Source organism: Niallia sp. FSL W8-0177, assembly GCF_038006285.1.
Classification (GTDB): domain Bacteria; phylum Bacillota; class Bacilli; order Bacillales; family Cytobacillaceae; genus Niallia; species Niallia circulans_A.
This window is the reverse complement of record NZ_JBBOUX010000001.1, coordinates 247,563-268,680: the sequence shown is the minus strand read 5'-3', so window position 1 is coordinate 268,680 and position 21,118 is coordinate 247,563. Positions and strand designations below refer to the sequence as shown.

The following is a 21,118-nucleotide window of genomic DNA, read 5'->3' as shown; positions in this document are numbered from 1 at the left end:
CAAATCATAAATGATCTGGCCAGTTAATGTCATTTGGAATTTTTTCTCCCAATAGGAACAGCTTATTCCAATGTCTCCATACTTTTATGAAAATAAATCTGAAGATAAATAACGTTCTCCAGTATCAGGTGCGATGCATAACACTTTAGCAGATGATGGTAGTTCACTTGCTATTTGCACAGCAAAATGCGCGCTAGATGCACCCGATGCACCTACAAAGATTCCTTCTTCCGCTGCAAGACGTCTCGCCATGACTTCCGCATCATGATCTTTTATTAATAAGACTTTATCAAAAATATCTCTGTTTAAGATTTTCGGTATAAATCCTGGGCCTGTCCCTGGAATTTTATGAGGACCTGGTTTACCTCCTGATAATACTGGTGAACCAAATGGCTCCACTACATATATTTTTATGTCTGGAATCATTTTCTTTAATTCTTCTCCAACGCCAGTAACTGTTCCCCCAGTACCAGCAGTCAAAACAAGTGCATCTAGCTTTCCTTCAAACGCTTCAAAAATTTCAACAGCGGTAGTACCTCGATGAGCATCGGCATTTGCTTCATTTTCAAATTGCATGGGAATAAAGCTGTCAGCAATATCTGTAGCTAAACGATTGGCTTCATCAATTGCCCCTTGCATTCGTCTGTTACCTGGAGTTAAATATACCTCTGCTCCATATGCCTTTAATATTTGGACACGTTCTTTTGTTGCATTATCTGGCATTGTAATGATACAACGGTATCCCTTTACGGCAGCAACCATAGCAATTCCTATCCCTGTATTACCTGAGGTCGGCTCAATAATAGTGCTTCTTCCTGGGATAAGCTTTCCCTCTTTTTCGGCACGTTCAATCATATTTAGAGCCGCACGATCCTTCACACTTCCGCCTGGATTGAAAGATTCTAATTTGATAAAAACCTCTGCTCCAGTAGTATTAGGTATTTTATTCAATCGTACAGTTGGTGTATTGCCAATTAATTCAAGTACAGAATCGTAAAGCTTCATTTTTCTTTATTCCTCCTATAATTTACGAGCATATTTTTCAATTATATTGCTCATCTCATCGACCTTAGATGTCACTTTATCTGCATAAGTAAAATCTCCATAGCAATATGGATATCTAAAATTCAATTTGTCATTATTACATGTATAAATGTCTGGTGACCGTTCAACCATATATTCAGAGTATGTTTTGGCTGATTCTTCACTATGTTCGATTTGATTATTGCTGACAATGAAATCAATATAACCAGGTCCCATATTATAGCTTTGAATGATTGCTTCAATATCTACTCCTTGCTTTTGCCCATACTTGTACACTTCTGCAAAATGAAATACTCCTTGCTTAATGCTCTCGGCTGGGTCTTCAATTGCATTTCTCTTCAGCCCCGCTGATTCAGAGGACTGCATGGGATCATTTCCTTTTCCGCGACTTTCTTGATCCATGATAGCAAGCACAACGGGTGCTAGCTCTTCTGCATTTAATTCATTTTTTTTCAGTTGAGTGGCAATTTCCGGTAAATATTTCAATAATCTTTGTTCTTTATTTTGCTTAATTGTAGTAGAAGCAAATAAATAGCCAAAATATATAACTAATATTAAGACAATAATTGTATTTGTTGTAGTTTTCCTTCTTCTTTTCATACCTATCCCTCGTTGACGCTTAAATATCAATTAAGCGTTTCGTTTTTGAACGTTGCATTTCCCGATACATTTATCCATTATACAAGAAACACTATCGAATTTCATTCCTCGTAAGAGAACTTTTAAATTCTTCCACCTTTTAAAAGAAAAAAAGACTTAGCTGCGCAAACATAATATGCGCTCACTAAGCCTAGCAGTTGAATCAAACTCCTTCAATAGAAGGTTTTCCAGCTTCGATTAATGCTTTGTCTTTTCCTAAAAAAATCGACAGGATCATAATAAAAATTCCTGTTCCTAATAATAACCATTCGACTTTAATAAAATCGGCAAGCGGTCCAAATATTAACATGCCAATTGGCATCATAGAGGTAGAAATCATTCCCATTACACCGAAAACTCTTCCTAAAAACCCTTCTTCTATTTTTTCCTGCAATAAGACCGTGGTTGGTGTATTAAATATAGGCATTGCCACTCCGAATAGTGCCATGAATACTAAATAGATCCAAAAGAATGGAATCATCCCGAGTGCAAAAGTACAAACTCCCATAATAATGCTTGCTAGGGTCATTGTTTTCACTTTATTCTCAAATCCACCCCATGCGGCAATGACTCCTCCGCCTACCATCATTCCAATCGAAAAAGCTATTTCAATGGCTGTAAGCCGCCAGACATCATCTCCAAAACTGCGAGTAACCTGCAAAGGAGTTAAGAATGCTGCTGGTGCCATCAGCACAAAAAAGATGGAAAAATAAATAAAGAATTTTTTCAAAAAGGCATGATGATGAACATATTTCAGTCCTTCTTTAAAATCACTAAAATAACTAGTCGCTTGTTCTAGCGATGCCTTTTGATGTGCAGGAATCTTTAAAAAGGCAAGCAAAGTAAAAATAGCAATAGCTGCCGTGATAACATCAATGAAAAAAATCGCTTCGATGGATCCCATCGTCAATAAAGCAGCACTAACCATCGGAGATACAAACATAATTACTGCCTGAATACTCCCATTAACACCATTCACTTTTGTCAGCTTATCTTTTGGCACTATTTGTGGCAAAATCGCCCCAACAGATGGCGTTTGAACACCTGTTCCAAACGCTCGAACTGCTGCCATCACAAAGAGTAGCCAAATGGAATCATATCCCATTAAAAAGAGCAGTGCCAATATTAATGTCGCAAATGCAATTAATCCATCAGATATCATAATCAAGAGTTTCCGATTATAGCGATCGGCCCATACTCCAGCCACTGGCGACAAAAGAAACGTGGGAAGAAATCCACAAAGGATATATAATGTCATCATTAAACCGGATTCAGTAGTTAACGTTATATGCCACATAATAGCATATTGCACAAGCGATGATCCAAACAAAGATATCGTCTGGCTGCTAAGAAATAATACAATATTCCGATACCAATTTTCTTTATTATTAACTGTACTCATTTTTATAAACCTCACATTCTAATTTTTTTGTCATGTGAATAAGTCTATCTATTAGAACAGTAAAAAAGAGCGAAGACTTGGTATCTCCCCTCTTTATTAACCATTATTAGGTTTCCAATAAACAGACAGACCAATCCCACTTCTTCTCAAAAGAAGACTATCCAAACGTATTTAGTTAACGATGAAATGTGGGAATCTTAGTCTCATAGATGCTGTCACAAGGAAAACCTCCGCTTCATTTATATTCCAATTAATCATAGCATATGCATCACCTTTGATACAATTTGCTTACAAAATAAATTTTTTAGACCTTTTTTATGATTGCTGATTGAATTAGCCAATTATGGCTGCCTTTTTGAGATAAGACTTAATTTTATCAACCAAAACTGCCCTCTTTTCAGCCAAACTACTATTTTTTCAGCCAAAACTGCCCTCTTTTCAGCCAAACTACTATTTTTTCAGCCAAAACTGCTCCCTTTTCAGCCAAACTACTGATTTATCAGCCAAAACTGCCCCCTTTTCAGCCAAACTACTATTTTTTCAGCCAAAACTGCTCCCTTTTCAGCCAAACTACTGATTTATCAGCCAAAACTGCTCCCTTTTCAGCCAAACTACTGATTTATCAGCCAATTCCGCTCTCTTTTCAGCCAAACTACTGATTTATCAGCCAAAACTGCTCTCTTTTCAGCCAAACTACTGATTTATCAGCCAAAACTGCCCTCTTTTCAGCCAAACTACTATTTTTTCAGCCAAAACTGCTCCCTTTTCAGCCAAACTACTGATTTATCAGCCAAAACTGCTCTCTTTTCAGCCAAACTACTATTTTTTCAGCCAATTCCGCTCTCTTTTCAGCCAAACTACTGATTTATCAGCCAAAACTGCTCTCTTTTCAGCCAAACTACTGATTTATCAGCCAAAACTGCCCTCTTTTCAGCCAAACTACTATTTTTTCAGCCAAAACTGCTCCCTTTTCAGCCAAACTACTGATTTATCAGCCAAAACTGCCCCCTTTTCAGCCAAACTACTATTTTTTCAGCCAAAACTGCTCCCTTTTCAGCCAAACTACTGATTTATCAGCCAAAACTGCCCTCTTTTCAGCCAAACTACTATTTTTTCAGCCAAAACTGCTCCCTTTTCAGCCAAACTACTAATTTATCAGCCAAAACTGCTCTCTTTTCAGCCAAACTACTATTTTTTCAGCCAAACCATCCACTTCTCAAAATACTAAAAAGCAGAGGATGGTCTCCTCTGCTTTTACCACTTCATCTTACGCTACATCTTCATCTTTTTTCTGAGAGTTAACTAGGATCTTCTCTAATTCTTCTAATGATCGACCTTTTGTTTCCGGGACAAACTTCCAGATGAACAATGCTGATAGTAAACTCATGATTCCATAAAAAGAATAGGTTAAACCGCCACTTACCTCCATCATTGCAGGATAAGTAGAAGAAATAAAGTAGTTCGCTGCCCATTGTGCTGCTACGGCAATTGCGACAGCTTGTGCTCTTATTCTATTCGGGAAGATTTCTGAAATTAATACCCAGACAACTGGTCCCCAAGACATCATAAAGGATGCTGTATAGATAATAATAAAAATTAATGTAGCAATTCCGATTTTGTTCGAGAAAGCCATTGCTGCTACCCCAAACATCCCAATTGTCATCCCGACAGAGCCAATAATTAATAATGGTTTGCGTCCAAATTTATCGACTGTGAAGATTGCAATAAGGGTGAAAACAACATTTACTAAGCCCATAATAATAGTTTGGAACATCGAAGCATCTCTTGCTGCGCCCATGCTTTCAAAAATACGCGGTGCATAATATAAAGCAACATTAATTCCAACGAATTGCTGGAAGACTGATAGTAAAATTCCAACGACAACAATTTTTTTACCAAATGTAAATAGTTTTGCTTTCTTATTACTTTCCTTAAAGGATGCTTTAATTTCAAACATTGTCGCTTTCGCCATTGTTTTCTCATATATTCTTGAAAGGATATTCATCGCTTTTTCATCTTCGTTCTTTGATACAAGATAGCGTGGTGTTTCTGGCACTGTAAATAATAGAACCATGAATAAAATTGCTGGGATTGCTTCTGACAGGAACATATAGCGCCAACCGATATCATTTACCCACTCTAGTGTTTGTCCTTTAGCAATGCCCCAGTTAACAAAATAGACAACAAGCATTCCAAAAATAATAGCAAATTGATTTAAAGAAACTAAAGTGCCTCTTATTTTGGGCGGTGCCATTTCGCCGATATACATAGGGGAGATGGCTGAAGCTAAACCTACGCCAATTCCTCCAATAATTCGATAGATATTAAAGGTAATGAGCAGCGCATAGCTTGGTTCCCCTCTTGTGAAAAATAAAAATTCAGGAAATGCAGATCCAAGAGCGGATACTAGAAATAATACAGCGGCAATAATAAGCGAATATTTTCTCCCAAAATTGGTAGCGAAGTATCCAGATATAAAGCCTCCAATAATACAACCAATTAAAGCACTTGAGACAGTTAGTCCATGGATAAGTGAACTAAGTCCTAATCCCTCAGTAAAATAGGCTTGAAGTGAACCTTCTGCGCCGGAGATTACTGCTGTATCATACCCAAATAACAAGCCTCCAAGTGTTGCAACCATTGTAATTAATCCGATATAAAGATAGCTATTTTTATTTACCATATATTCGAAAGAGACATACTCTCTTTCTTCCCTCCTCTTGTGATACTGTCCGTCTTTCTTATCTGCTAATGATTATCACAAAGCACTATCTAGTAACTATCAACGTTACTATCTCCTCCCTTTCTAGCATCAGTATGATTCCGTTTTCATTTTTATTTAATAATTCCTATACTCTATTCCGTTCATATAAATAAATTATCACGAAAGCGTATTCTTGATAGCGATTTCATCTTCACTTTTTTGTTAATAGCTAGACTTTCTTGTAAAATGTTTCTTTGCGCTTAGTTAAAAATCATTATAAGCAGTCTAGACCAATCTTCCAAAACGGAAAAAAACAGCGACCCATAATCGCTGTTTCACTGTTGATATTTTGTTCGATATTCACTTGGACTCATTCCCACTTCTTTTTTAAATACTCTGCTAAAATAGTTTGGGTCCTTGTAACCAATAGTTAAAGCTATTTCTTTTAGTGATACATTGGGAACTAATAGAAGTTCCTTTGCCTTTTCCAATCGTGTATTTGTTATATAGTCAATAAAGGTAACTTGAAATCGCTCTTTGAATAATTTACTTAAATAATAAGAACTGATGCCAATTTGATCCGCAACTTCCTCGAGAGAAATAGCTCGATCATAATATTTATCGATGTACTCTTTTGCTTCTAATAGTAAGGAGTGTATCCCCTTTGACCGCCATTCTCCTAACCGCTTCATAATACTCAATAATTGTGATTTAGCTGCTTCTTTAATTTGCATTGAGTGATCAAATTGTCCTAAGCTCGTTTCAATTTCCTCTTCAAAGCCTAGTTCTTTCAGCGAACGAGTTAAGACGATAAAGAAGCTCTCCATTGCTTTGTGTATCATTCTTAGCTGGAAGTCGGAAGCCTGTTGAATAGATTGAAAATAGGTTTCAAACATTTGTAACCCTTTTTGGCTCTCTCCCTTTTTCACTGCATCTAGTAGTTCTTTCTCCACATCAAAGGGAATTAATTGTTTCCGTTTTTGCTTAACGCGATCATTATAGGTCATATATGCTGCACTTGGATGGCTGTGAACAAGCTCCAACGCATAGATTGCTTCTTTATAAGAATCAGAAAACTGATGAATATTTGAAACAATTGTACCTACCCCTGCATATAAAAGACATTGTTCAAGCTGTTTTTGTACATCGTGGATAATCTTTCGAGCAAAATAGTCTCTTCTCTCTTTATCTGGTGGTATATTTTCATCCAAGAGTACAAGTATAGGTACTTGAAAGCCTGTTAATGGTCCAACAATACAAGGGAGATCATATGCCTGTAAAGCTTGTTTGAGGATGCGATACCAATGGCCTTTTACTGCTTTGCTTGGATGCTGTCTTCTGATTCAAAGGAAAAAACGGTAACAAATCCTTTTTTCTGTTCAAGATCAAGCCATTCATCCCATTCCTCCTGATTAAATTCATGCACATAATCCATTATTAAGGAAACGATGAATTCATTTTCGATAACAGAACTAACCCTCTCCAGTCGATGATGAATTTCCTGCCTATTCCTTACTTCTCGTTTTTCTTTTTCAATTTCTGCTACCATTCCATCAAAAGCAGCTAAAACCTCTGAGACCTTGCTTGGTTTAAGTAAATATTCCTTTATCCCAAATTTCATTGCTTCTCGGGCATAATCAAATGTATCAAAAGCAGAAACCATAATATATTTAATCATAGGAGCAGAGGCATATATTCGTTTAATCGCTTCGATCCCATCCAACTCTGGCATCTTTATATCCATAAAAACTAAATCTGGCTTATGAACAATAGCCAACTCTACTGCATCTTTCCCATTTTCCGCTTCTGCAGTAATTTCAAAATTAGAACGATTACGGCTAAGCATAAGCTTCAATCCTTCTCTTTCAATCGGTTCATCATCTACTAACATTACTTTTAGCATAAAGTATCCTCCTTTCCTAATTTATTCAAGCTAATCAACACTGTTGTTCCTTCGCCAACGATGGAGTGTATCTTTACTTGGCTGTCCTTATCGAATAGTCGCAGTCTTTTTATGACATTCCGCATGCCAATACCAGTTGAATGCCCTGCTCCTTTATTGGCAACTTCCTGATCTGTCTCCTCGCTCACGTCCAGCAATCGATCAATGGTATCTTGATCCATGCCCACTCCATTATCTATCACTTCAATCAAGACTTTTTCCTCTTTTTCATAAATAGATAATGTAATTTTCGCCCCTTTGGCCATCCTTTCAATCCCATGAATAAATGCATTTTCAATAATTGGCTGTAAGGTTAGACAAGGAATGGGTGTCGATAAGCACTCTGGATCAATATCCTCTGTAAATTCCACTCTCCCACCAAAACGCGTTTTTTGAATAAAAAAGTATTCCTTCACAATTGCAACTTCATCTTTCAACAATGTTTGGCGGTCAAGACTGCCTATATTGTAGCGAAGCAATGCCGAAACCGATGAGATTAAATCACTCGTCTTGTCAGCTCCCTCAATATAAGCGGTTTTAGAGATAGTATTAAGTGTATTAAAAAGAAAATGGGGATTGATTTGATTTTGTAAACTCTTCAATTCCATCTCTTTAAGCAACTGAGCCAATTTTGCCTTTTCTTCTATTTGTTTAACAGACTCTAAAATATTTTTTTTCATCTCATTAAATGTTTTCGTTAAAAACCAAAGCTCATCCTTTTGTGAAACGACAATATCTTCCCTATTGTATCTGCCAGCAGAAATTTCTTCTGCTTCCTTTGTTAAGCGACCAATAGTTATTGTGATTCCATTCGAAAACCATAATGCAAATAAAATACTCAAGAGAATAATAGATAGAAGAATAGCGGTTCCCATATTTTTTGTTTGGGTAATTTTTTCATCTAAAAAATAAGAGGCTGCTTGGTATTTTGTCAGTTTTTCATCAATTAAATCAAGTGCTTTTTCATGAATGTAGGCTGATATTTTTTCTACTTCTTTTAGAGAAGTGGAATATTGCTGAATATCTTCGTTTTCAATCCCTTGCACTGTTTTATCTGTTTGTTTCCGAAAATTATTTATCATATTTAATAGGTTTTTCTTCGGTATTCCCTCTTTTTCCATTGCTCTAAATTGTTGTTCCACCCTGCTTATCTTTTCTATTTCCACCTTGTACAAGGCTAAATTCTCCGGTAATGGTTCATGAACATAGATTTGCAGCGATTGATAGGCCTGATTCGTTTCTTTCGTCATTTCATTCAGTAAGAAGAAAGAGGCCATATTCTCATCGTATAATTTCTTTACTTGTTGATTGCTAGTTTCTCGAATCCAAAATAATAGTAATAATAACAATAGAATGACCCCAAAATATATAAGCAGCTTCGTACGAATTTTAATCATGGCCATTCCCCATTTTTTCTACCATACTATCTAAATCTTTCGAATGAATAATAGCAGCATTCATATGATGCATCTGAGGAACAGACTTCTGTTTGACCAGATGCATCATTAATTCAATACTTTTTTGTCCCATTTCGTATGGCTGCTGTTCAACAATGGCATTTATCTCTTCTTTATGTAATAAATCAAGATTCTCTTCTAACGAATCAAAAGAAATGACATATAAATCATTTTGTCTATTTAATGATCTTGCTGCTGCTGCAATTCCAATACCATCTAACGAACTTGTTCCATAAAAAGCAGTGATATCTTTATGCTTTTTTAGCATCTTATAGGCCTTTTCTTCTGCTTGGACTCTTGTGAGATTGGATTCATCTATCGCAATAATCTTGATTCCTTCTATCTTTTCGATTGCCTCTTTAAATCCCTGTACTCTTAATTGATGCTGTTTATAAGCATTATCCACTCCGCCTGTAATAATCCCTATCTTCGCTTTTCCCGCAGTATCCTTTACCAATGTTTGTCCTGCCAATCGACCAGCTTCATAATTATCTGTGCCAATATAAGCAAGACGCAAACTATCTGGTGCATCTGTATCAATCGTAATAACAGGAATACCTTCTTTTACTGCCTTGTTAATTAGAGGCGTAAACGAATCATTAAGCGCTTGCACAATTATTCCATCCACTTTAGCCTGTATGGCCATATCTAGAAGTTTTAATTGTTCCTCGGGATTGGATCGCTTTGGACCCTCGTATTCAACAAAAACATCATTTTCCGCTGCAGCTTTTTTTGCTCCAGCTCCTACTAAGCGCCAATAATCATGATCCATTTCCTCGCCAATTAAAGCAAAATGATAGGTTGGTAGAGATACCTCATCAGAAAGAACTTCTTTCATTTTCTTATCAAAAGTATGAGCTTGCTTATAAAAATACAAGGAATATGCAACCGCTATCAGAAAAGAGAGAAGGAAAAAGCTATATAGCAAGGTTCGTTTCATATGCCCCTCCATGTCTTATCTAGTCTATTATGTTGATGATAGCATAAATTTAAAACTGGTGAGTAAGGAAATGTCTAGAAAAACATAGAGAAAGAAAATTTTTATTTCGTTTATATATAATAGATAATGATTTTCCCTTTCTTAAGAACAGAAAAGCTAGTACTCTTTTAGCGAAAAGTACTAGCTTTTTTTAGAATTCAACTTGAAACGATTATTTTGACAAATTCATTTTCATGCTGCTCTAATAACTCTCTAATATCGATATCATCGATAAAAAAGTCATCTACATATTTCGTTCCTCTGTAGTAATGTTGCTTGCCTTCAAAGTAAAAAATATCAGCTGTTCCTTCAAATGTATAAGTTTTCCCCTTTGCACAAACAATAGTAAGCTTAATTTCTTCCCCATTGCAGCCCATATAATACTGTGATACAGGGACATTATTAATAACTAATACATCTGAACCGATATCTCGTTGAATGACAACGATTCCTTCTAATTCCTTCATTTTTCTTCCTCAATTATAAATACTAATTAGACTAAAATATATAAAAAATATCCTACAAATATTTTCACTTATTAAAAATCGTATTGGGCTTCCTTTTTCGCTCGTATTTCCGTATATGTCTCTGTTAATACTATTGTATCTTCCACTAATCGTTCAATGCGGAATAACACATCATCATCTGTAATTTCTTTGCGCTGAAAATCCTTTTCCTCAATAAATACATATGTTTGGACGATCTGTGCTTTCATATAAGCCAAAATCGGTTTTAACTGCTGTTCAGCAATTAAATAATGTTTAGATGAACCTGCCGTTACAATTATACTAACTACTTTATCGCGAAACGCATTTTGCGGCAACAAATCAAAAATATTTTTCAATGTAGCAGGAATAGATGCTTGGAAAACTGGTGTGCCTATAATAATCGCATCTGCTTCCATCAATGTCTTGGTAACAACCCCAGTGTCCCCTTCATATTCTAAATAGTTTCTCCCATCACTAAATTGGATATCATAATCCGCCAAATCGAGTAACGTTATCTCAATATCGGGATAATTATCCGCAATAGCTTTCATTGTGTAATCCATCGCTGTTCTCGTTTTAGATCCGACCTTTGATCCGGATAATCCAACAATTTTCATAACCTTATGCCTCCGATTTTTTTGTGTATTTTCTAATAGCCGGCAAAATTTCCGTACCAATGATCTCCACATTTTTCATAACATTTTTAAACGGCATACCACCAAAATCAATTTGGGCAATATAGCGTTGATGATTAAACATTTCATGTTGATAAAGAATTTTTTCTATGATTTGCTGTGGACTTCCGATGTTCATAATATTATGCGGATCTACCCCTTGGGCAAAATGCTGTTTTGGAAATCCTGCCCCATTTGTTTTTTTCATGCCTTCATTAATATGTGGGTACATATCTTTTAAAGCTTGCTGGGATGATTCTGCTGCATAAAAGAAGCCTGCTGTAGCTACTGGTAATTCAGCTGGATCAAATCCGCTGTTACGAACTGCTTCACGATAAGCATCTACTGTTCGTTTGAATACAGATGCTGGACCACCTAAATGTGCCATAAACATTGGAGCTCCTGCCATTCCAGCTCTGATTGCACTTGCTGGTGTCCCTCCAACTGCACGCCAAATCGGAATAAAACTATCTTTAGGTCGTGGTAACACTCTCGCATTTCTTAACGGTGCACGGAATTCTCCACTCCAGTTCACTACTTCCTCTTCATTAATTTTCATTAATAATTCAAATTTCTCTTCAAACAATTCTTCATAATTACGAAGATCGTAACCTAACAATTCAAATAAACCAACTCTTGAAGCACGACCAGCAATAATTTCAGCACGGCCTTTAGAAATTAAATCAATTGTTGCAAAATCCTCATATACCCGGACTGGATCTGATGTACTTATAATAGTAGACGAGCTAGCTATTTTAATATTTTTCGTAGCTTGTGCAATAGCTGATAACACCACTGAGTGCGCTTGTGTAACAAAATATTCCTGATGACTCTCTCCAACACTAAAGAAATCAAGTCCTGCTTGATCTGCTAATTTTGCGTATTCGATAATCTCGTGTACACGTTCTTCTGCAGAAATTCGTTCCCCTGTTAGTGGGTTTGGTAAATGATCCCCTAATGTATAGATACCAAACTCTAATCCTTTGCTTGGATCTAATCCGTATTTTTTCAATTTCTTCACCTTTCTTCTATTCATCATTATTTAAACTATTCTTTAATTCCTCAGGCGATCTCTCCCAATATTCATTGTTAAAATCAACAAGGAACTTTTTTAACGACTGCTTGGAATCGTAATCCATATTATTTAACGCAAATCTTCGTTTGATAGCTCTATCAAGGCTATTTACGTGCTCTGGCATCGCCTTGTAGCCAAAACGTTTTCTACTTCCTTCTTTCATTTTCTTTGCTACCAAGATTTCGCAAGCACCAGCACCAGAATAATAAGCACCCTCTTCATTTCTGTCCAACGCAATCCAAATAACCCAATATTTATGCGGATCCAAATCTAGTACTTCTTCTTTTGTCACATTCTTAAAAAATACTTTTTGTTCCACTTTACTTCTGCCATGCATAGCGCCTATATCAATAAATACTTCCTGGCTTTCTCGATCAATAATGATTGGCGTAACATTCTCTAAAGAGATAGATCCTACTCCATAGCCGCCATCACCTTTTGTTGGATCATTCCGCAAGATATTAAATTGTGCATTTTTTTTGGATGAACCTTCCTTTTTGTTGTCCATATTTGCGTTAACTCCTCCTTTTTGTACAAGTCCCTTATGCTTTTTTTCTTATTTAGACCAACTACATAAGGTATTTTCGGAAAACTAACTTACTGCTTCGAAATGACTTGTCTTGATTGCTATATTAAGGGTGATGGTGTTTTATGGCAATTATTCTGCTTGTTGGTGTTATTATAAATAAGGATTTTATATGCTCATTTAGTTTATAGCTTGCCATTTTTAGAGTGTGGCTATGTATGAAGTTTGGATGGAATACAGTGGTTGGTGAGTTTTTGAATTCAGGAGTTTATGAACACCATTTTTAGTGGATTTTATTTTTGGAGGATTATTTGGTTTTATGAACACCACTTTTCCCTCTTCCTGACGAGCATTTGGCTTTCATCCTCTCCATGAACACCACTTTTCCCTCTTCCTGACGAGCTTTTGGCTTTCATCCTCTTCATGAACACCACTTTTCCCTCTTCCTGACGAGCTTTTGGCTTTCATCCTCTTCATGAACACCACTTTTCCCTCTTACTGACGGTTTTTCGGCTTTCATCCTCTTCATGAACACCATTTTTCCCTCTTGCTGACGGTTTTTCAGCTTTCATCCTCTTCATGTCAGCAGTCCCATTATTCTCTTTATATAGAAAAAATTAAGTTTCTTCCCAAACAGTTTTTTATCTAAATAGGACAGTTCTTCCGCATCCAATAGGATACATAAGAACCGTCCTCCCTCTGTTTCCTTATGCTGGGTTTACTTCTAATTCTACTTTGATTTTGATGTCTTTTCCTACTAGCACGCCGCCTGATTCTAATACTGCGTTCCAAGTAAGTCCGAAGTCTTCACGGTTGATTTTTGCTTCTCCTTCGAAACCGTAAACTTCTACGCCCCATGGGTTTGTACCTTTCCCACCATATTCTACGTCAAATGTTACTGGCTTTGTAACATCCTTAATAGTTAAATCACCAGTTACTTTATAGTCATCGCCATCTTTTGTAATCGATGTTGATTTAAAATCAATTGTTGGGTATTTTTCTGTATCGAAGAAATCTGCTGATTTCAAGTGATTATCACGATCTTCGCTATGTGTGTTAATGCTTGCTACATCAAATTTAAATGCAATGCTAGCAGTTGTTAAATCTGCTAAATCTGCCGCTTCTACGTCTGCTGTATAAGAATCGAATTGACCCTTCACCTTTGATACCATCATATGTTTTACTTCAAATCCTACGCTAGAATGTGATTGATCTACTGTCCATTTTGCCATTTTAAAATTCCTCCCATTTTCCTCTTATTATTTACTTTGAATTCAAGATATTTATTAAAAAAATTAGTTTCCCTCAATCTTATTGAATATTAAGGCAAACTTATTAGAGATATTCCTATCAAAAATACTTTGAAATAAATTATCTCTAATTAAAGATAATTTTACACGCATCTTTTTGTTTTGTCTACACTTTTGCGAAAATTTTTTCAGGAATTTTTGAAAGAAAAATTAAATTAAACTAATCTCAGAATATAGACATACTATTATTAAAAAGAGATATCATCTTATATACTAAAATATTTGTACCTTCCCGAAATAAGTGAGATTCCAACATAAGAATTGCGCAAATTCCAATAAATTATTAGCTTCTATTTAGACGCTTTTTTTAAAAAGTTAAGTATTTTCACACCCAAAAAAAACAGGCATCAGCTAAATGATACCTGCTTTTTCTCTTAACAAAATGTATCTTTTGACTTTGGTACAGAAAGTCCAAATAATGGACGAAGATACAAGGCAACAAATGTCCCAGCTAATGCTAATATTCCCCACACATAACCGTGAACACTGAATGATGCAATCCCGCCAAAGTAAGCACCTACGTTACATCCAAATGCTAAACGTGAGCCATAACCCATTAGTAAGCCGCCAATGATGGAAGCAAGCACATTTCCAAGCGTCACTTTTGAAAATTTAAAAAGACCGCCAGCTGCCGATGCCAAAAAGGCGCCAAGGATAACACCGAAGTTTAGAATCGTTGTAGAATCTGCAAAAATAGAAGCTTCTAAAGCTTGAGCATTTGCCCCTTGCCAGAATCCCCAGCTTGCTACATCCATACCAAAAAATTGGGCCACTTTTGAACCCCATAAAGCAAAGGCAGAGGTAATTCCCCATGGAGTACCGCGTGTCATTAAGGTTAAAGCATTAAGAACAGCTAACACGATCGCTGCCGCAAATAATGGCCATGAACCGCGGAAAATACGTTTCCAGCCAGTTGTTGTTGGAAGAGGAGCCATTTTTGGCGCTTTTCTTTTTCTTTCCACAACCAATGTAATCCATGCAATTACACCAAATAGAATAATGGATACAATCCAAGCACCACCATAGCCAAGACCAGTTGATGTCGCTAATGAAATTGGGGCAAAAGATGGTAAGTCTTCTGTCCAAAACGACAGATGAGCTGCACCAATTGTAGAACCGATAATGAAGAATAGTAATGTTACAAATGCAACAGAACGTCCGCCGCCTACTGCATACAAGGTACCAGAAGCACATCCGCCCCCAAGCTGCATGCCAATCCCAAACATAAAGGCACCAACGACAAGACTAACACCAACCGGTGATACATAGCCAGTCGCTCCTGTTCCAAAAAAGGAAACGCCGTATGCTAAAATTGGGGCAAATAGCGTTACCGCCACTGCTAACATCAGCATATGCGCACGTAACGCCTGCCCATTTCCTACTGACGCAAGTCTGCGAAATGCGGATGTAAAACCAAAACGAGCATGAAATAATGTATATCCTAGTAAGAGGCCCAAAACTAATAATATCGGCTGCATACTTTTTTGTGTCATTAATAAATAGACTAGTAGAATCGCTGTTACAATGAGTCCACCAATGATTAAAGGCATCTGTGGAGCCTTTAATCCTTTTGGTTGTTCTTTTTGACTCTTTATCTTTTGAGTCGACTGAACATTTGCTGAAGTTGCCACTCCAAAACACCCTTTCCCTATTAATATAGTCGGAATTGCTTTTTTCATCTTAATGGTATTTTCAATTTGTGTCAATATAAATTTTTATTTTTGTAATTAAAAATAAAAAGATACCTTCACCATAGGAGTAAAGGTATCCTTGCTTTTTGAAATCAGGATAGATAGAGAATTTTCTTCGCAAATCAATCAGATTCTTTCCAAATGAGTCTTCTAATATATCACGATGTTTCTCCAATATTTCCATTAAGTATAAATCATGGATCATTAGCATTGGCTGCTCTGTGGCTGCCTTTCTTTTATATAATTATGGATTAAAAAAGCTGTCTGCAAGTGCTTCCGTTTCCTTAATGAATCTTGTTCCTGTACTTGGGATAGTCTTTTTCATTTTTCTTCTAGAGGAAACCGTTACATTGACCCAGATCATTGGCGGAGCAAGTGTCATTATCGGTGTTATTTTAAGCTCCATTCAAAAAAGGAATTACCTCATGTCCTGCCACCGGAAGCCTCTTTGGAATAGCAGCATACAAAAAACCAGAAGCTATCTACTCCTGGTTTTCCTATGTTTACAAATTATTGATTTCCTTTTTTAACCCACTCTGCAACGGTAACAGTACGTTTCGCTTGATGTTTAACTGCACCTTGAACGTCTTCGATCATTTTTCCATCTTGTCCAACTGTTACACTTGTACCATAAGGGTTTCCACCTGCTCCGAATAGAACTGGATCTGTGTATCCTGGTGTAGCAATAATAGCGCCCCAATGCATCATAGAAGTGTATAAAGATAATAATGTTGCTTCTTGTCCACCATGTGGATTTTGTGCTGAAGTCATAGCACTTACTACTTTGTTAACTGTTTTTCCGTTTGCCCATAGACCGCCTTGTAAATCAATGAATTGCTTCATTTGAGAAGGCATTGTACCAAAACGTGTTGGAACACTGAAAATAATCGCATCTGCCCATTCAATATCTTCCGATGATGCAACTGGTACATCTTTTGTTGCATCCACTGTTGCTTTCCAAGCTTCATTGCTGTCAATAACAGATTGTGGCGCTAATTCTTGTACTTTTACTACTTTCACTTCTGCGCCAGCTTCTTTTGCTCCTTCTGCTGCCCATTGTGCTAATTGATAGTTTGTTCCACCCATACTATAAAAAATTACTGCTACTTTAACATTTGCCATGTTTTCCATCTCCTTTGATTTTCCAAATAATTTGTTTAAAAATCCCATAAGTACACCTGCTTTAATTTTTTATTGATCTTATAAGAATCACCTCCACTGAAATAGTCTTTTCAATGTTAGCTGTTCTTCTTATTCCCCAATTGTGGAAATTTATGATTACTTTTTCTCTTATAAATAATTAACTATTTGTTAAAGCTGAATACCATTTAGCAGCTGCTTCTACTTCCTCAGCTGTTAGCTGATGGCCTCTGTTTTCCCAATGCATTTCGACATTCGCATTAGCATTAACAAGCATTGATTGTAGTTCATTTGATTCTTCTTTTGAACAAATCGGATCATTGGTTCCTGCAGTAATAAATACTCCTTTTCCGGTTAAATCAGGGAGCGTAATTCCTCTTCTCGGTACCATTGGATGATGTAGAATAGCTGCTTTTAATGCATCCTGATAGTGGAATAATAAGCTTGCAGCAATATTGGCACCATTAGAATAGCCAATTGCTACGATATTGTCTCTATCAAATTCATATTTTTGGGCTGCTTCATCCAGAAATTCATTTAATTCCTTTGTACGAAAAATTAAATCTTCTTCATCAAATACACCTTCTGCTAAACGCTTAAAGAAACGCGGCATGCCGTTTTCTAAAATATTCCCGCGGACACTTAGCACAGAAGCTTCATCATCGATCATCCCTGCTAGTGGCAATAAATCTAACTCTGTTCCGCCTGTTCCGTGTAACATCAATAACGTGGGCTTCTTCGGATCTTTTCCCTTATTGAAAATATGTTTCATCCCTTCTCCTCCTCTAAGATTCTAATCTCTACTTTAGGTAAAGCAGCTGTTAACTCATCACGCTATTCTTCTAACCAATCAGGGAGCATTAGCTTCTCTCCCAATTGTTCTACTGGCTGATCCACCGTAAATCCAGGTCCATCAGTAGCTAGCTCAAAAAGAATGCCGCCTTCTTCATGAAAATATAAGGCTTTAAAATAGTTTCGATCTTTCACTTCCGTTGGATAATACCCTTTTTCTTGTAGCAGCGTTCTCCATTGCTGAAGCTCTGTCTCATCTTTTGCCCGCCAAGCAATATGGTGGACAGTTCCTGCTCCCATGAGCCCACGAACAGACGGGGTCAATTTGATATCTATCACATTTCCTATCTGTGCATCGGCGATGAAACGCAAATACCCTGCATCTTCTCCTACACATTTAAGACCCAATATATGTTCTAATACCTCTGCTGTTTTGTTCGGTTGTGCCGAAAGTAATGTTGCTCCGCCAAAACCTTTAATAGCAACATCAGGATGGATTGAACCTAGCTGCCAATTACTTAATGGTCCTTCGTTTCGTTCCACTAATTCGATTTGCAGACCATCTGGATCGACAAATTGCAAATATTTTTCGTTAAATCTCGAAGCATTTTCCACTTCTACACCATAGGAAAGAAGACGATTTTTCCAAAATGCACTGCTACCATGTGGAATAACATAGCTCGTTACACCAACTTGCCCTTGGCCAATTCTACCTTTCAGCTGTTTTTCCCATGGAAAGAAAGTAATAATTGTTCCTGGTTCCCCTGTTTCATTCCCAAAATAGAGATGATACACTTCTGGGCGATCAAAATTAATTGTCTTTTTTACCAATCGTAGACCAAGGACACCTGCATAAAAATCAATATTTCTTTGTGCATCATTTACCATTGCTGAAATATGATGAATTCCTGCTGTTTTTTGCATCTTATCCTCTCCATTTCATGGAACTATTGTGGTCTTACTTTTGTAAACATGTCACCAATTTTTGCATAGTCATTTCCTGCTAATCTGCTGACAGCTGCTAACCCTCTTGGATCAATTCTGCCATTTTCATACAGGGTAGGCTCAATGTGATAATGAACCACTCTTCCAATTAGAAAATCACATCCAGGAAGTGCCTCGGTACCTCCCAACTCTAATGAATGTTCCAATACACATTCCATACGAATCTTAGCTTCCTTTATACCCGGTACAGAGATGGCGCTGCTATCTATCGGTGTTAATCCTGCTAATTCAATCTCACTTTCACTTGATGCAAGACTTGCTGCCGTTTGATTAATTTTATCAACATTTTGTTCATCTACAATATGAATGACAAATTCCTTTTTGTTTAAAATGTTCCTTGCCGTATCTTTTGGTTTCCCATTGGAACGCTGAATGGATAACGATATCATTGGCGGATTAGATGATACAATATTAAAGTAGCTGAAAGGAGCCCCATTTAAGACACCCTCTTCCGACAAGCTAGTAACAAAGGCAATAGGTCTAGGAATTATGCTTCCAATTAGAAATTTATAATTCTCTCTTTCTGAAATGGTTTTCGGATCAATGGAATGCATCAAATCATCCTTTACAAATTAGTCGAGATTTCTAACATCAATTGGTATTAATCTGCTATTAAGCTGTTCTCTATATTGTTCATATTGACTTGGCAGCATTAATGTCTCTCCTAGTGTTTCTTTAGATTCATCAATTGCAAATCCTGGCGGATCTGTCGCAATTTCAAAGAGTATTTCACCATGCTCTCTAAAATAAATGGCATTAAAATAATTTCGATCCTTAACAGCTGTTACATGGTATCCATTTTGCGAGACGTGTTTCTGCCAGTCTAATTGGTCAAGATCATCCACTGCTCTAAAAGCAATATGATGAACAGTTCCAACACCCATTTCCCCACTTCTGCCTGTAGTTAATTTTAAATCGATGACATTTCCAATATCGCTAAAGGAACGGAAACGTACATATTCTCCTTCTTCGCCAACTTTTTTAAATCCCATCACTTTTTCTAAAAGTTCTGCTGTTTGTGCAGGTTGTTTCGATAAAAGCGTTGCACCGCCAAATCCTTTAATAGCATTTTCAGGTGTCACTTCACCAAACTGCCAGCTATTATTTTTCCCTTCTGCTCTTTCTACTATTTCTAGCAGTAAGCCATGGGGATCAGAAAAAGCTAAGTATTCCTCTCCAAAACGCTCTGTTTTTGTGAAAGAAATATTAAATTTTGCTAACCTTTTTTCCCAAAATGAAAGAGCTCCTATAGGCACAACATAAGACGTTACACCGACTTGCCCGTCTCCAATCACTCCTTGACGCGCTCCTGCCCATGGAAAGAAAGTAATAATCGTGCCTGGATTGCCGCCTTCATCTCCAAAATATAAATGATATGTCCCTGGATCATCAAAATTGACCGTCTGTTTCACTAAACGCAATCCCAATACACCTGCATAAAAGTCAACATTCTCTTGCGGGTGGCCTACGATTGCCGTAATATGGTGAATTCCACTTGTGCTCTTCGTCATTGCCGTTCACTCCTATTCCAATTTTCTAGCAAGCTTTATTTAGTTACTATTTGATATAAGTAGAAAAATCATTTATAGAAATTCTCTATTTTCGCTCATTACTACGAATTAAAATATTATTAATTCGAGATATAACCTCAAAAATAATCACATCTCTTGTGCATGAAGCCCTAATTTTTTGAGCTGTTCAATCAGTATTTCTTTTTCTTTATTGTCTAACCCGCCACATATCTCGTTCATGGCTGCTCTATGCTTTGGAAAGACTTTGTCCATAAGCTCGGTTCCCTCTTCTGTTATCACCACATAGGTTATGCGGCGGTCTTTTGGACAAGGTTTTCTTCTGATTAATTTTTTATTCTCTAATTTATCTACTACATAGGTAATGCTGCTGCTTGCAATCAAAACTTTTTCACCAATCTTTTGAATTGGCTGATCCCCTTTGCTATAAATCAATTCCAGCACAGAAAATTCTGTAGGGTTTAAACCGAGACATTTTATATCTTCTTCTACACGTTTCTTTATCGATTGCAATGCTCTCGACAACACAACGAATACCTTTAATGATAAATCTTCTTCATATTTACTTACTTCCTTATTATCCATGATAATCTTCCTTTCAATTATCTTGAATTCGAGATAATTATATAATACTTTATTTGTACATGTCAACTAGTATTATTTAAACAATCACATTCACGTTATATTGTCCGTATGTAAAAGAACAGAATTTCCCCATAGC

21 protein-coding genes and 1 pseudogene are annotated in these 21,118 nt (G+C 36.7%); 1 reads left to right on the top strand and 21 read right to left on the bottom strand.

Annotated features, from left to right (window positions below; genetic code table 11):
- Positions 1–84 precede the first annotated feature (84 nt).
- The 15 genes and pseudogenes from cysK to NST77_RS25930 all read right to left on the bottom strand — a co-directional run.
- Entirely contained in the window at positions 85–1,005 is a 921-nt protein-coding gene (gene cysK, locus NST77_RS01295) for a cysteine synthase A (RefSeq protein WP_163188417.1), read from the bottom strand.
- 15 nt (positions 1,006–1,020) lie between these two features.
- Complete coding sequence (locus NST77_RS01290; protein WP_341122674.1) at positions 1,021–1,644, bottom strand: lysozyme family protein; 624 nt, start codon at positions 1,642–1,644, stop codon at positions 1,021–1,023.
- Between the two features lie 202 nt (positions 1,645–1,846).
- Positions 1,847–3,085 (bottom strand): MFS transporter, encoded by a 1,239-nt coding sequence (locus tag NST77_RS01285; RefSeq protein ID WP_095330262.1) that lies wholly within the window; start codon positions 3,083–3,085, stop codon positions 1,847–1,849.
- Between the two features lie 1,267 nt (positions 3,086–4,352).
- A complete protein-coding gene (gene xylE, locus NST77_RS01280; protein WP_095334088.1) occupies positions 4,353–5,768 on the bottom strand; it encodes a D-xylose transporter XylE in 1,416 nt (471 codons plus the stop codon).
- 356 nt (positions 5,769–6,124) lie between these two features.
- Positions 6,125–7,045: a helix-turn-helix domain-containing protein gene (locus NST77_RS01275; protein ID WP_341123723.1), complete on the bottom strand. Its 921-nt coding sequence runs from the start codon at positions 7,043–7,045 to the stop codon at positions 6,125–6,127.
- A gap of 56 nt (positions 7,046–7,101) precedes the next feature.
- Positions 7,102–7,692 (bottom strand): response regulator, encoded by a 591-nt coding sequence (locus tag NST77_RS01270; protein WP_341122673.1) that lies wholly within the window; start codon positions 7,690–7,692, stop codon positions 7,102–7,104.
- Positions 7,686–9,128 (bottom strand): sensor histidine kinase, encoded by a 1,443-nt coding sequence (locus NST77_RS01265; RefSeq protein WP_095334092.1) that lies wholly within the window; start codon positions 9,126–9,128, stop codon positions 7,686–7,688. Before NST77_RS01265 ends, NST77_RS01270 begins: the two co-directional genes overlap by 7 nt.
- On the bottom strand, positions 9,121–10,128 hold the full coding sequence (locus NST77_RS01260; protein ID WP_095334094.1) for a sugar-binding protein: 1,008 nt from the start codon (positions 10,126–10,128) through the stop codon (positions 9,121–9,123). The genes NST77_RS01265 and NST77_RS01260 overlap by 8 nt, the downstream gene beginning before the upstream one ends.
- A 197-nt stretch (positions 10,129–10,325) precedes the next feature.
- Positions 10,326–10,634 (bottom strand): hypothetical protein, encoded by a 309-nt coding sequence (locus NST77_RS01255; RefSeq protein ID WP_095334096.1) that lies wholly within the window; start codon positions 10,632–10,634, stop codon positions 10,326–10,328.
- A gap of 71 nt (positions 10,635–10,705) precedes the next feature.
- On the bottom strand, positions 10,706–11,272 hold the full coding sequence (locus tag NST77_RS01250) for an NADPH-dependent FMN reductase (protein WP_095334098.1): 567 nt from the start codon (positions 11,270–11,272) through the stop codon (positions 10,706–10,708).
- Between the two features lie 4 nt (positions 11,273–11,276).
- Positions 11,277–12,341, bottom strand: coding sequence for an LLM class flavin-dependent oxidoreductase (locus NST77_RS01245; RefSeq protein WP_341123721.1), 1,065 nt, complete (start codon positions 12,339–12,341; stop codon positions 11,277–11,279).
- 16 nt (positions 12,342–12,357) lie between these two features.
- Positions 12,358–12,912, bottom strand: a complete 555-nt coding sequence (locus NST77_RS01240) for a YwhD family protein (protein WP_095334100.1) — start codon at positions 12,910–12,912, stop codon at positions 12,358–12,360.
- A gap of 725 nt (positions 12,913–13,637) precedes the next feature.
- Positions 13,638–14,162 (bottom strand): YceI family protein, encoded by a 525-nt coding sequence (locus NST77_RS01235; RefSeq protein WP_095334102.1) that lies wholly within the window; start codon positions 14,160–14,162, stop codon positions 13,638–13,640.
- Positions 14,163–14,614: 452 nt separating this feature from the next.
- Complete coding sequence (locus NST77_RS01230; RefSeq protein WP_217279678.1) at positions 14,615–15,919, bottom strand: YeeE/YedE family protein; 1,305 nt, start codon at positions 15,917–15,919, stop codon at positions 14,615–14,617.
- 94 nt (positions 15,920–16,013) lie between these two features.
- Positions 16,014–16,139: pseudogene (locus NST77_RS25930) on the bottom strand (TrmB family transcriptional regulator); the annotation flags it as partial.
- Positions 16,140–16,152: 13 nt separating this feature from the next.
- On the opposite strand from NST77_RS25930, the gene NST77_RS01220 reads away from it, so the two are divergent.
- Positions 16,153–16,461 (top strand): DMT family transporter, encoded by a 309-nt coding sequence (locus NST77_RS01220; RefSeq protein ID WP_341122672.1) that lies wholly within the window; start codon positions 16,153–16,155, stop codon positions 16,459–16,461.
- Here NST77_RS01220 and wrbA read toward each other — a convergent pair.
- The 6 genes from wrbA to NST77_RS01190 all read right to left on the bottom strand — a co-directional run bounded on the left by wrbA (position 16,442) and on the right by NST77_RS01190 (position 20,982).
- A complete protein-coding gene (gene wrbA / locus NST77_RS01215) occupies positions 16,442–17,053 on the bottom strand; it encodes an NAD(P)H:quinone oxidoreductase (protein WP_095334135.1) in 612 nt (203 codons plus the stop codon). The two genes, NST77_RS01220 and wrbA, sit on opposite strands and share 20 nt — an antisense overlap.
- Before the next feature lie 178 nt (positions 17,054–17,231).
- The gene (locus NST77_RS01210) at positions 17,232–17,843 is read right to left on the bottom strand and encodes an alpha/beta hydrolase (RefSeq protein WP_095334107.1); all 612 of its coding nucleotides are present in this window, start codon (positions 17,841–17,843) and stop codon (positions 17,232–17,234) included.
- Positions 17,844–17,905: 62 nt separating this feature from the next.
- Positions 17,906–18,787, bottom strand: coding sequence for a ring-cleaving dioxygenase (locus NST77_RS01205; RefSeq protein ID WP_445668900.1), 882 nt, complete (start codon positions 18,785–18,787; stop codon positions 17,906–17,908).
- 23 nt (positions 18,788–18,810) lie between these two features.
- Complete coding sequence (locus tag NST77_RS01200; protein ID WP_341122671.1) at positions 18,811–19,422, bottom strand: flavin reductase family protein; 612 nt, start codon at positions 19,420–19,422, stop codon at positions 18,811–18,813.
- 18 nt (positions 19,423–19,440) lie between these two features.
- Positions 19,441–20,379 (bottom strand): ring-cleaving dioxygenase, encoded by a 939-nt coding sequence (locus tag NST77_RS01195; protein WP_163188443.1) that lies wholly within the window; start codon positions 20,377–20,379, stop codon positions 19,441–19,443.
- A 147-nt stretch (positions 20,380–20,526) separates the two neighbouring features.
- A complete protein-coding gene (locus NST77_RS01190; RefSeq protein WP_047945040.1) occupies positions 20,527–20,982 on the bottom strand; it encodes a MarR family winged helix-turn-helix transcriptional regulator in 456 nt (151 codons plus the stop codon).
- Positions 20,983–21,118: the final 136 nt, after the last annotated feature.

What these genes read in the sequence shown, in the direction of transcription:
- cysK (WP_163188417.1), bottom strand. Translation starts at nt 1,005, where the DNA reads ATGAAGCTTTACGATTCTGTACTTGAATTAATTGGCAATACACCAACT.
- NST77_RS01290 (WP_341122674.1), bottom strand. Translation starts at nt 1,644, where the DNA reads ATGAAAAGAAGAAGGAAAACTACAACAAATACAATTATTGTCTTAATA.
- NST77_RS01285 (WP_095330262.1), bottom strand. Translation starts at nt 3,085, where the DNA reads ATGAGTACAGTTAATAATAAAGAAAATTGGTATCGGAATATTGTATTA.
- xylE (WP_095334088.1), bottom strand. Translation starts at nt 5,768, where the DNA reads ATGGTAAATAAAAATAGCTATCTTTATATCGGATTAATTACAATGGTT.
- NST77_RS01270 (WP_341122673.1), bottom strand. Translation starts at nt 7,692, where the DNA reads ATGCTAAAAGTAATGTTAGTAGATGATGAACCGATTGAAAGAGAAGGA.
- NST77_RS01265 (WP_095334092.1), bottom strand. Translation starts at nt 9,128, where the DNA reads ATGATTAAAATTCGTACGAAGCTGCTTATATATTTTGGGGTCATTCTA.
- NST77_RS01260 (WP_095334094.1), bottom strand. Translation starts at nt 10,128, where the DNA reads ATGAAACGAACCTTGCTATATAGCTTTTTCCTTCTCTCTTTTCTGATA.
- NST77_RS01255 (WP_095334096.1), bottom strand. Translation starts at nt 10,634, where the DNA reads ATGAAGGAATTAGAAGGAATCGTTGTCATTCAACGAGATATCGGTTCA.
- NST77_RS01250 (WP_095334098.1), bottom strand. Translation starts at nt 11,272, where the DNA reads ATGAAAATTGTTGGATTATCCGGATCAAAGGTCGGATCTAAAACGAGA.
- NST77_RS01240 (WP_095334100.1), bottom strand. Translation starts at nt 12,912, where the DNA reads ATGGACAACAAAAAGGAAGGTTCATCCAAAAAAAATGCACAATTTAAT.
- NST77_RS01235 (WP_095334102.1), bottom strand. Translation starts at nt 14,162, where the DNA reads ATGGCAAAATGGACAGTAGATCAATCACATTCTAGCGTAGGATTTGAA.
- NST77_RS01230 (WP_217279678.1), bottom strand. Translation starts at nt 15,919, where the DNA reads ATGAAAAAAGCAATTCCGACTATATTAATAGGGAAAGGGTGTTTTGGA.
- wrbA (WP_095334135.1), bottom strand. Translation starts at nt 17,053, where the DNA reads ATGGCAAATGTTAAAGTAGCAGTAATTTTTTATAGTATGGGTGGAACA.
- NST77_RS01210 (WP_095334107.1), bottom strand. Translation starts at nt 17,843, where the DNA reads ATGAAACATATTTTCAATAAGGGAAAAGATCCGAAGAAGCCCACGTTA.
- NST77_RS01205 (WP_445668900.1), bottom strand. Translation starts at nt 18,787, where the DNA reads ATGCAAAAAACAGCAGGAATTCATCATATTTCAGCAATGGTAAATGAT.
- NST77_RS01200 (WP_341122671.1), bottom strand. Translation starts at nt 19,422, where the DNA reads ATGCATTCCATTGATCCGAAAACCATTTCAGAAAGAGAGAATTATAAA.
- NST77_RS01195 (WP_163188443.1), bottom strand. Translation starts at nt 20,379, where the DNA reads ATGACGAAGAGCACAAGTGGAATTCACCATATTACGGCAATCGTAGGC.
- NST77_RS01190 (WP_047945040.1), bottom strand. Translation starts at nt 20,982, where the DNA reads ATGGATAATAAGGAAGTAAGTAAATATGAAGAAGATTTATCATTAAAG.